The organism is Nocardioides flavescens (assembly GCF_009823805.1).
In the GTDB taxonomy this organism is placed as follows: Bacteria; Actinomycetota; Actinomycetes; order Propionibacteriales; family Nocardioidaceae; genus Nocardioides; species Nocardioides flavescens.
In genome coordinates this window covers 40,597-51,373 of record NZ_WUEK01000018.1, presented here as the reverse complement: position 1 = coordinate 51,373, position 10,777 = coordinate 40,597, and the positions used below count along the sequence as shown (strand labels likewise).

Genomic DNA, 10,777 nt, shown 5'->3' with positions numbered 1-10,777 from the left:
GGTACTGCAACCGAGAGGTTGTGGGAGAGTAGGACGCCGCCGGACACACATTCAGTATCAGCGCCGCACCCGACACCGGGTGCGGCGCTGAACTGCATTTCAGGGCTTTTCGCGTCGGATGTCACGAATTCATCCACAACCGTCCCGCCGCTCGACGTTCTCCACAGACCGTGCGGTGCTGGTTCCGTGCCGTCGCCCGCGCGGTGAGAGTGGCTGTGGAGGTGGTGGCGATGAGCGCCCAGAAGGTGGAAGAGAACGCCCTCGCGTTCGTGAACGAGGTCCGGGTGGCCGGACGCGTGTCGGGGGTGCCCGAAGAACGCGAGCTGCCGAGCGGCGATGTCGTGCTGCTGGTGCGGGTCGTGGTGGACCGGCCGTCGGTCGCCGGGGAGCGCCGCAGGGTCGACACCGTCGACTGCGCCGTCTGGGCCAAGGGACTGCGTCGTCGCGTGAGCGGCTGGAGACCCGACGACATGGTCGAGGTGGAGGGCGCGTTGCGCCGCCGGTTCTACCGCTCGGCCGGCGGCGGCACGCTGTCACGCGTGGAGGTCGAGGTCACCGCCGCGCGGATCACTCGTCGCGCAACGACCGGATGAGCACTCCGACACTCGGCTTCGGCTGGAAGGACGTCGCCTTCTCGGGGAGCAGGCGGTCGGCGGCCGCGATGGCGTGGACCAGGTCGACGTCGGGCGCCGGCATCAGCACGGCGACGGCGTCACGGCGCAGCCGAGCCAGCGTCGCCTCGACGGAGTGGTGGTACTCCACCTTCTGGGGACCGCGGGCGAGCGAGGGGACGATCTCCTCGTGGAGGGCCTCGACGGCGGCACGACCAGGCGGCAGCTGGAGCTTGATGCTGGCCCACCGACGCCCGTCGCCCACGGCGAGGGTCGAGGGACCGAGCGCCTGCACCGCAGCGGCGCGGTCGACGAGGTCGAACCCCGCGCCGACCGCTTCCGCGGCGGTCCCGAGGTCGTCGAGCGTGGTGCCGAGCAGGACCCGGTGGATGGGTCCGAGGAAGAGCGGCGTGTCCTCCTGGTCGACCAGCATGGCCAGGCCCTGGTCGGTCGCCGGGCCGGGGGAGCGGCGCTGCATCCTGAGGTAGGCCGCATAGCGGTGGTGCCCGTCGGCGATGAGGGCCTGGCTGGACGCCAGTGCGGCGTCGATCCGCTCGACGCGGTCGGGCTCGCGCACCGCCCACAGGCGGTGGCGCTGATCGCTGCGGTCGACGAAGTCGTCGAGGGGGACGCCCGCCACGACCTCCTCGACGAGGACGCGCAGATCGGGGGGAGCGCGGTGCACCAGGAGGATCGGCGCGGGGTTCAGGCAGAGGGCGGTCATCCGGTCGGCGAGCTCGTCGGCCTGGACGGGGTGGATCCCTTCGTGCGGCAGCACCGCCCGGTCCGCGGGGCCCGAGGCCCGGTGCGAGATGTCGAGTGCGCCGACGAGACCGCGCACGGTCAACCCGCCGGCGGTGTACTCGTGGAGGTAGACCGCGGGCTGGTCGTCGCGGTGCAGGTGTCCACGGGACTCCCACTGCGCGAGACGATCCGCGACCGACCTGTAGGGCCGGGCGAAGAGACGTGCAGAGGCCGGGTCGCCGACCCGTCGCGGCTGCAGTCGCAGCGCGCGGAAGGGGGCGAGGCGCAGGGGTCGACCGACGTACGGTGGGATCACCACGGCGCCGGACTCCATCCGACCATGCTAAGTGCGAGACCGATGCGCCGCCTTCGACCACCACCCGCGCAGGAGGACTGCCATGCCCGACCGACCCGGCTTGGCCGGCTGCGACGCTCCCCTGCAGGAGGCCTACGACCTGGCCATGCTCGATCTCGACGGGGTCGTCTACGTCGGCCCCGACGCGGTGCCGGGCGCGCCCGACCACGTCTCGGCCGCACGGGAGGCCGGGATGCGGATCGCGTTCATCACCAACAACGCCTCGCGCCCGCCCTCGGCCGTTGCCGCGCACCTCACCGAGCTCGGGGTGGGCGCCGGCGAGAGCGACGTGGTCACCTCAGCCCAGGCGGCGGCGCAGGTCCTGGTCGAACGGCTCGGAGAGGGCGCGCGCGTCGCGGTGCTGGGTGCCGAGGGGCTGCTCGAGGCGGTGCGCGAGGCCGGCCTCGCGGTCACGGACGTCGAGGACGAGGGCGCTGCCGCCCTCGTGACGGGCTACGGGCCCGACGTGCTGTGGCGCGACATCATGCGCGCCGCCGTGCGGGTCCGTGACGGGCTGTGGTGGGTGGCGAGCAACACCGACATGAGCATCCCCACGGGCTACGGCACCGCGCCCGGCCACGGCGTCCTCGTCGACACGGTGAGCCGGTTCAGCGGGGTCGAGCCGGACGTCGCCGGCAAGCCCGCACGTCCGCTGCTGGACGAGACCGTCCGGCGCGTCGGCGGCCAGCGCCCGCTGATGGTCGGCGACCGGCTCGACACCGACATCGAGGGCGCCCGCACGGCCGGGGTCGACGCGCTGCTGGTGCTCACCGGTGTCACCGGGCTGGCCGAGCTGGTCGCCGCCCGCCCCGACGAGCGCCCGACGTACCTCGCCCGCGATCTCGGCGGGCTCGCGACCCCGCACGAGGCGCCCGAGCCGGACGGGGACTCGGTGCGGCTCGGCGGCTGGGCCGTCACCCGCGGCGAGGGGCGACTGACGGTCGAAGGCGGCGGCGAGGCCGACGACTGGTGGCGGGCGGTGGCCACCGCAGCATGGGCGCACCTCGACGAGACCGGCGACCCGGTCACGACCGACGGGCTCGAGCCGCCGCGGTAGCGTGCGGGCATGACGACCACCCCCGGGCCGGAGGCCGACGGCGGCGCTGCAGGCGAGCCCGTGCGCACGGGTGTGGAGTCCGTCGACGAGGTCATCCGTGCGGTCGAGGAGCTCGAGCAGCGCCCGCTCGAGGAGCACGTCGGCGTCTTCGAGCTGGCCCACGGCGAGCTGCGGCGCGCGCTCGACGACCCGGGCGAGAGCCGGTAGGGGCCGCACGGTGCCACCACGTCGGCTCCGGCTCGACGCCGAGCTCGTGCGTCGCGGCCTGGCCCGCTCCCGTGAGCACGCCGCCGAGCTCGTCGCCGCCGGGCGGGTCAGCGTCTCGGGTGCGACGGCCACCAAGGCCGCGACGGGCGTGACGACCGATCTCGCGATCCTGGTCGCGGACGACCCGGACCGCCCCGACTACGTCTCGCGTGGCGGGCACAAGCTCGCCGGTGCGCTCGCGGCGTTCGAGCCCCTGGGGCTCAGCGTCGCCGGACGTCGCTGCCTCGACGCCGGGGCCTCGACGGGGGGCTTCACCGACGTGCTGCTGCGGGCCGGGGCTCGTCAGGTGGTCGCGGTCGACGTCGGCTACGGCCAGCTGGCCTGGTCGCTGCGCTCGGACGAGCGGGTCGTGGTGCACGACCGCACCAACGTGCGCGAGCTCGACCTCGACCTCGTCGGAGAGCCTGTCGACGTCGTCGTGGGAGACCTCTCCTTCATCTCGCTCGCGCTCGTCCTGGAGCCGCTGGTCTCGGTCACCGCGCTCGACGGGGACCTGGCGCTGATGGTCAAGCCGCAGTTCGAGGTCGGGAAGGACCGCGTCGGCAAGGGCGGGGTCGTGCGCGACCCGGGACTGCGCGCCGAGGCGGTGGTGGCCGTCGCCGATCGCGCGGCGGCCCTCGGCTGGGGTGCGCGGGCGGTCGCCCGGAGCCCGCTGCCGGGTCCGTCGGGCAACGTCGAGTTCTTCGTCTGGCTGCGCCGGGGCGACGCCGAGATCGGAGCCGACGACATCAGCGAGGTCGTCCACAGGGACGAGCGGGGCTGACCGGGCGCTGGGGGTGGCGTCTGAGAGGCTGAGTCAGTGACCGACCAGCAGCAGCTCGCACCCGGGTCCGCCCCTGCGCCCGCGACCGCGGAGGTCCGGCGGGTGCTGGTGCTCAGCCACACCGGTCGCGACGCAGCACGCGACGTCACGCTGAGCTTCTGCCGGGCGCTGACGGCGGCCGGCATCGTCGTCCGCCTGCTCGCCGACGAGGCCGCCGACCTGGGGCTCGACCCCGCGACCGCGGACTACCCGATCGAGATCGCCGACGACGAGGAGGGCGCGGCCGAGGCCTGCGAGCTCGCCGTCGTCGTCGGCGGTGACGGGTCGATCCTGCGGGCGGCCGAGATCACCTGGGGCAGCGGCACCCCCGTGCTCGGGATCAACCTGGGTCACGTCGGCTTCCTCGCCGAGGCCGAGGTCGAGGACGTCGACGCGGTCATCGAGGCGATCGTCACGCGGGCCTGGACCCCCGAGGACCGCCTGGCCCTGGAGGTCCGGGCCTACCGCGACGGCGAGCTGGTGACCCAGACCTTCGCGCTCAACGAGGCGAGCGTCGAGAAGGCCGCGCGGGAGCGGATGATCGAGGTCGTCCTGGAGATCGACAACCGGCCGCTCTCCCGCTGGGGCTGCGACGGTGTCGTGCTGGCGACCCCGACGGGCTCGACGGCCTACAACTTCAGCGCCGGCGGCCCGGTGGTGTGGCCGCGGGTCGAGGCGCTGGTCATCGTGCCGATCAGCGCTCACGCGCTCTTCGCCCGTCCGCTTGTCGTCGCGCCCGACTCCGCAGTGGCGGTCGAGGTGATCGCCCGCACCGACGGCGCCGGGGTGCTGTGGTGCGACGGTCGTCGCGCGGTCGACCTCCCGCCCGGAGCCCGCATCGAGGTGAGGCGCGCGGACCGCAAGGTGCAGCTCGCCCGGCTGCACGACTCGCCGTTCACCGACCGGCTCGTCGCGAAGTTCGACCTGCCCGTCGAGGGGTGGCGCGGGTCGGCGGAGCGGCGCCAACGACGTGAGGAGGGCAGCCTCTGATGCTGCAGGAGATCCGGATCGCCCAGCTCGGGGTCATCGACTCCTCGACGCTGCACCTCGGCGCGGGCCTCACCGTCATCACGGGTGAGACCGGGGCGGGCAAGACGATGGTCGTGACCGCCCTCGGTCTGCTCCTCGGCGGCCGCGCGGACAGCGGCATGGTCCGCCGCGGCGCCGCCGCCGCCCGGGTCGAGGGCGTCGTGGACGCGGCCGGCCTCGACGCGTTCCGCCGAGCGGTCGACGAGGCCGGCGGTGAGGTCGAGGACGGGCAGGTCGTCCTGGCCCGCAACGTCGCGAGCGAGGGACGCTCACGCGCGTGGGTGGGCGGTGCGACCGTCCCGGTCTCCCGGCTGACCGAGGTGGCCGAGCCGCTGGTCGCCGTGCACGGCCAGTCCGACCAGCACCGGCTCCTGCGTCCACGGGCCCAGCGCGACGCGCTGGACCGGTTCGGGGGCGAGCCGGTGCTCGCCCTCGCCGCGGCGTACTCCGCGCTGCACACGCGGCTCGCCGACACCGAGCGCGAGCTGGCCGAGGTCGTCGCCACCGCTCGCGAGCGCGCCCGCGAGGCGGACCTGCTGCGTTTCGGCCTGGGCGAGGTGGAGGCCGTCGACCCCCGACCCGGCGAGGACGCCGAGCTCGCGGCGGACGAGGCGCGCCTGGGCTACGCCGACTCGCTGCGCACGGCCGCTGAGCAGGCACGCGAGGCGTTGAGCAGCGAGGCTGGCGACCCGGACGCCCTCGGCGCCGTCTCCGCGGCGCGCACCGTCCTCGAGGGCGTGCGCGAGCACGACCCGGAGGCGGCGGCGCTCGCCGACCGGCTCGCCGAGCTCAGCTACCTGCTGAGCGACCTGGCCGCGGACGTGGCGTCCTACGCCGCCTCGGTCGACGCCGACCCGACCCGCCTGGCCGCGGTCTCGGAGCGGCGCGCGGCGCTCACGGCGCTGACGCGCAAGTACGGCGAGACCGTCGAGGACGTGCTCGGCTGGGCCGAGACCTCGGCTGCTCGCCTCCTGGACCTCGACGGCACCGACGAGCGGATCGAGACGCTGCGCGAGCAGCAGCGGGCGCTGCGCGCAGAGCTGGGCGAGGTGGCCCAGACGCTCTCGCGCGCCCGCGCCGAGGCCGCGGTCCGGCTCTCGGCCGTCGTCACCGACGAGCTCTCCCTGCTCGCCATGCCGCACGCGCGCGTCGAGATCACGGTGGGCCAGCAGGAGGCAGCTGCTCCCGGCAGTGACCAGCCCGTCGCCGGAGACCCGCTCCGTGTGGGGGACCGGTGGCTGGCCCACACGGCGAGCGGGGTGGACGAGGTCGAGTTCCTGCTGGCCGCCAACACCGGCTCGGGGTCCCGTCCACTGCACAAGGGCGCCTCGGGCGGCGAGCTCTCCCGGGTGATGCTCGCGCTCGAGGTCGCGCTGGCCGGGACCAGCCCGGTGCCGACCTTCGTCTTCGACGAGGTCGACGCCGGGGTCGGCGGGGCTGCGGCGGTCGAGATCGGACGCCGGCTCGCCGAGCTCGCGCGCTCCGCCCAGGTGCTCGTGGTGACGCACCTGCCCCAGGTCGCGGCGTACGCCGACCGGCACGTGCTGGTCGAGAAGGCGAGCGACGGCTCGGTCACCAGCTCGGGCCTCACCCTGCTCGACGACGGCGCCCGCGAGCGGGAGCTGTCGCGGATGCTCGCGGGGCTCAGCGACTCCGACACCGCACTCGCCCACGCCCGCGAGCTGCTCGAGGTGGCGGCGCCCGCCCGCGCCCTGGGCTGACCTGGGCTGACCTGGGCTGACCTGGGCTGACCTGGGCTGACCTGGGCTGACCTGGGCTGACCTGGGCTGACCTGGGCTGACCTGGGCTGACCTGGGCTGACCTGGGCTGACCTGGGCTGACCTGGGCTGATCCGGGCTGACCCGACGCCCGTCTGGGCCGACCGGCCTCTCCTGACGCCGCGTGTGGCGATGGACTCGCTGCGTGTCGGGGGCGACCCGGGATGGGAGGATGGCCACGAGATGGACGCGACACCGATGCCCCGGACCACGTCCGACGTCACCGGGACCGCGCGCACGGGGGTGCTCGTCGACCTCGTGGCGCGCCTGAAGCCCGGCGACGTCGCGGTGGTCGCCCACGCCGACGTCGACCGCGAGGTCGCCGCAGCCGTCGTGGCCACCGGCGCCGCGGCGGTGGTGAGCGGGGCGCCGTTCGTCGGGATCGCCACGGCCTCCGGCCCTGAGGTGCTGGCGGAGGCCGGCCTGGTCCTCGTCGACCACGCCGGTCCAGAGCTCGTCGACGCGGTCGAGGACGGACAGCGGGTGCGGGTCGTAGGCGGTGAGCTGCGCGCCGCCGACGGCCACGAGGACGACGGGAACCGGGTCCTGGCGCGCGGGAGGGTCGCCGACCTCGCGCTGGTGCGGTCCGAGCTGGAGGCCCAGCGCAGCGACCTGGTGGCCGAGCTGGACGACATGGTCGTGCGCAGCGTGGAGGATGCCGGCCTCAGTCGCGACGAGGTCGCGCTGGGCACGGTGGGACTGCCGTCGCTGCGCACCGAGGTGCGCCGCCGTCCGGCCGTCGTCGTCGCTCGCGTGGGCCCGGCGGAGCAGGACGACCTGCGGGTGCTGCGCCCCTTCGTCCGTGAGCGTGGACCGGTGCTCGTCTGCGCCGGCGGCGCGTGCGATGCGCTGGTCGCGGAGGGCTGGGTGCCCGACGTCGTCGTCGTGACGGGTGGTGACCCGGGGTCCGTGCCCTCCGCCGACATCCTGGCGGTGGTGGGCGACGTGGTCCTGCTCGAGAACGGCGACGGTCCCTCGCCGGAGCGTGAGGCCCTGCGCCGGGCCGGCGCCGACGACCCGCACGTGGTGATCACCCCCGCCGCCGCCGACGACGTGGCGCTCCTGCTGGCCCACCGTGAGGGCGCGTCACTGCTGGTCGGGGTCGGTCTGCGCAGCCGGGCCCAGGACGACCCGGAGGCGGACCGCCGCTCGGAGGCGTCGTTCCTGACCCGTCTCGAGATCGGCTCCCACCTCGTCGACGCCGAGACGGTGCGCACGCTGCACTCGAGCCGACGCAACACGCTGCAGCTGGTGCTGCTCGTGCTGGCGGGGTTCACAGCACTGCTCGCCGCTCTGTCGGTCACCGAGGTGGGACGGAGCTGGTTCGACGACCTCGGCACGACGCTCGGGGGACTGCTGTGAGCCGGCGACCGGGCGCGGTCGGCGGGCAGGTGCTGAGCCTGCACCAGCACGTCGCCGCTCTCATCGCGGTCTTCCTGGCGCTGGCGACCGGCATCGTGCTCGGGGCCGGGCCGCTCGGTGGTGCTCCCGGTGCGGGTGACACCGACCGCGGCGAGCTCGCGGGGGCCGAGCCGACCGAGTCGACGGGGCCGTCCGCCTCGGAGGGCGGCGTCGACGCGGCGTACGTCGACGCGTTCGCCTCGGCGGGTGCGACGCGGCTCTACGCCGACGGCCTGCGCGGCCACGCCGCCGCGGTGCTGGTCCTGCCCGGAGCCGACCCCACCGAGGTCAAGGCCCTGACCGCCCAGGTGCCGGCCGCCGGAGGCGCACTGACCGGCACCTACACGCTGGGGGCGGACCTGCTCGACCCCGCCGCCGCCGAGGACGCCGACACCTCGACGAGCCTGCTCGCGGCCCAGCTCGCCGACCCGCGTCTCGACGCCTCCGCCGGCACCTGGGAACGGGCCGGCCAGCTCGTCGGGCTGGCGACGGCGACGGGTCAGCAGCGCTCGACGCGCGCGGACGACGCCGCGGTCACCGTGCGCGACGCGCTCGGCTCCGCCGGGCTGCTGGCCTCACCGAGCGACGTCCGCCTCGCACCCGTGCTGCTCGTCGTGCTGCCGGCCGGGGAACAGTCGTCCGCGGAGCGCGCGGAGCTCGAGCCGGTGCTGACCGGACTCGTCGACGGTCTCGCGTCCGTGGCCTCGGGCGTCGTCGTCGCCGGGGACTCCGCATCGGCCCGCGCGGGGGCGCTCGGCGTCGTGCGCGCGGGGCGGCCGTCGGGTGCGGTCTCGACGGTCGACGGGACCGAGTCGGCGCTCGGACGGGTCAGCGCCGTGCTGGCGATGATCGGCGTCACCGAGGGCGTCACGGGAGCCTTCGGTGAGTCGGGTGAGGACGGAGCCGTCCCGACCCCATAGGATGAGAGCCCGTGAAGCCTGCGATGCCGACCAAGCACGTGTTCGTGACCGGAGGCGTCGCCTCCTCGCTCGGCAAGGGCCTCACCGCCTCGAGCCTCGGACGCCTGTTGCGCTCGCGCGGGCTCAACGTGACGATGCAGAAGCTCGATCCCTACCTCAACGTCGATCCCGGGACGATGAACCCGTTCCAGCACGGCGAGGTGTTCGTCACCAACGACGGCACCGAGACCGACCTCGACATCGGGCACTACGAGCGGTTCCTCGACACCGACCTCGGCGCGATCGCCAACGTCACGACCGGTCAGGTCTACTCCGAGGTCATCGCCAAGGAGCGGCGCGGCGACTACCTCGGTGACACCGTGCAGGTGATCCCGCACATCACCAACGAGATCAAGGACCGGATCCTCGCGATGGGCACGCCGCCCGAGGGCGGCGAGCGGGTCGACGTCGTCATCACCGAGGTCGGTGGCACCGTGGGCGACATCGAGTCGCTGCCGTTCCTCGAGGCGGCCCGCCAGGTGCGTCACGACATCGGGCGCGACAACTGCTTCTTCCTCCACGTCTCGCTCGTGCCGTTCATCGGCCCCTCGGGCGAGCTGAAGACCAAGCCGACCCAGCACTCGGTCGCCGCGCTGCGCCAGGTCGGCATCCAGCCCGACGCCGTCGTCTGCCGCGCCGACCGTGAGCTGCCGGAGTCGATCAAGCGCAAGATCTCGCTCATGTGCGACGTCGACCAGGAGGCCGTCGTGACCGCGGCCGACGCCCCGTCGATCTACGACATCCCCAAGGTGCTGCACCGCGAGGGCCTCGACGCCTACGTCGTACGCCGCCTCGGGCTGCCGTTCCGCGACGTCGACTGGACGCTGTGGGACGACCTGCTGCGCCGGGTGCACCACCCCAAGGAGGAGGTCACGATCGCGCTGGTCGGCAAGTACGTCGACCTGCACGACGCCTACCTCTCGGTCGCCGAGGCGCTGCGCGCCGGAGGCTTCGGCCACGAGGCCCAGGTGCACCTGCGCTGGATCGCCTCCGACGAGTGCGAGACGCCTGCGGGTGCCGCGCGGCTCCTCCACGACGTCGACGGGATCTGCGTGCCCGGCGGGTTCGGCGTCCGCGGCCTCGAGGGCAAGATCGGCGCGCTGACCTACGCCCGCACGCACGGGATCCCGACGCTCGGGCTGTGCCTGGGGCTGCAGTGCATGGTCATCGAGTACGCCCGCAACGTCGCCGGCCTCGAGAAGGCCGACTCCACCGAGTTCGACCCCGACAGCCCGGAGCCGGTCATCGCGACCATGGCCGAGCAGGTCGAGATCGTCGGGGGCGAGGGCGATCTCGGCGGCACGATGCGGCTCGGGCTCTACCCGGCGGCCCTCAAGGCGGGCTCGATCACGCGCGAGCTCTACGGCTCCGAGCAGATCGAGGAGCGCCACCGCCACCGCTACGAGGTCAACAACGCCTACCGCGGCACGCTCGAGGACGCCGGGCTCGTCTTCTCCGGGCTCAACCCCGACCTCGACCTCGTGGAGTTCGTCGAGCTCGACCGCGACACGCACCCCTTCTACGTCGCGACCCAGGCGCATCCCGAGCTCCGCTCGCGCCCGACCCGGCCCCACCCGCTCTTCAAGGGCCTCGTCGGCGCCGCGATCGCCCGCCAGCGTGAGCTGCGCTTCCCCATCGACGAGTCGAAACTGCGCCGCGAGCAAGACTGACCTGACGGCAGAATCCCAGCATCTGCTGGGACCGCCGACGTTCTGGGGTGTTGCAACACCCCAGAACGTCAGGAGTACCAGCAGATGCTGGGATTCCGCGCGAG

Annotated in this window: 10 protein-coding genes; 9 read left to right on the top strand and 1 reads right to left on the bottom strand. The window is 74.1% G+C overall.

What is annotated here, in order from left to right; translation table 11 throughout:
• Positions 1 to 215: 215 nt before the first annotated feature.
• The gene (locus GRQ65_RS21515) at positions 216 to 593 is read left to right on the top strand and encodes a single-stranded DNA-binding protein (protein ID WP_337191936.1); all 378 of its coding nucleotides are present in this window, start codon (positions 216 to 218) and stop codon (positions 591 to 593) included.
• On the opposite strand, the gene GRQ65_RS21510 is transcribed toward GRQ65_RS21515, so the two are convergent.
• The gene (locus GRQ65_RS21510; protein WP_160880070.1) at positions 568 to 1,689 is read right to left on the bottom strand and encodes a DUF1015 family protein; all 1,122 of its coding nucleotides are present in this window, start codon (positions 1,687 to 1,689) and stop codon (positions 568 to 570) included. The two genes, GRQ65_RS21515 and GRQ65_RS21510, sit on opposite strands and share 26 nt — an antisense overlap.
• 64 nt (positions 1,690 to 1,753) lie before the next feature.
• Between GRQ65_RS21510 and GRQ65_RS21505 the strand changes: the two genes are divergently transcribed.
• The 8 genes from GRQ65_RS21505 to pyrG all read left to right on the top strand — a co-directional run bounded on the left by GRQ65_RS21505 (position 1,754) and on the right by pyrG (position 10,673).
• Entirely contained in the window at positions 1,754 to 2,767 is a 1,014-nt protein-coding gene (locus GRQ65_RS21505) for an HAD-IIA family hydrolase (protein WP_237448676.1), read from the top strand.
• A gap of 9 nt (positions 2,768 to 2,776) precedes the next feature.
• Entirely contained in the window at positions 2,777 to 2,974 is a 198-nt protein-coding gene (locus tag GRQ65_RS23145; RefSeq protein WP_160880069.1) for a hypothetical protein, read from the top strand.
• A gap of 10 nt (positions 2,975 to 2,984) precedes the next feature.
• Positions 2,985 to 3,797, top strand: a complete 813-nt coding sequence (locus tag GRQ65_RS21495; protein WP_160880068.1) for a TlyA family rRNA (cytidine-2'-O)-methyltransferase — start codon at positions 2,985 to 2,987, stop codon at positions 3,795 to 3,797.
• Between the two features lie 36 nt (positions 3,798 to 3,833).
• Positions 3,834 to 4,826: an NAD kinase gene (locus GRQ65_RS21490; RefSeq protein WP_160880067.1), complete on the top strand. Its 993-nt coding sequence runs from the start codon at positions 3,834 to 3,836 to the stop codon at positions 4,824 to 4,826.
• On the top strand, positions 4,826 to 6,586 hold the full coding sequence (gene recN, locus GRQ65_RS21485; RefSeq protein WP_160880066.1) for a DNA repair protein RecN: 1,761 nt from the start codon (positions 4,826 to 4,828) through the stop codon (positions 6,584 to 6,586). The genes GRQ65_RS21490 and recN overlap by 1 nt, the downstream gene beginning before the upstream one ends.
• Before the next feature lie 255 nt (positions 6,587 to 6,841).
• Positions 6,842 to 8,005, top strand: coding sequence for a putative cytokinetic ring protein SteA (steA, locus tag GRQ65_RS21480; protein WP_160880065.1), 1,164 nt, complete (start codon positions 6,842 to 6,844; stop codon positions 8,003 to 8,005).
• Positions 8,002 to 8,964 (top strand): copper transporter, encoded by a 963-nt coding sequence (locus tag GRQ65_RS21475; protein WP_160880064.1) that lies wholly within the window; start codon positions 8,002 to 8,004, stop codon positions 8,962 to 8,964. Before steA ends, GRQ65_RS21475 begins: the two co-directional genes overlap by 4 nt.
• Positions 8,965 to 8,987: 23 nt before the next feature.
• On the top strand, positions 8,988 to 10,673 hold the full coding sequence (gene pyrG / locus GRQ65_RS21470; RefSeq protein WP_160880074.1) for a CTP synthase: 1,686 nt from the start codon (positions 8,988 to 8,990) through the stop codon (positions 10,671 to 10,673).
• Positions 10,674 to 10,777 lie beyond the last annotated feature (104 nt).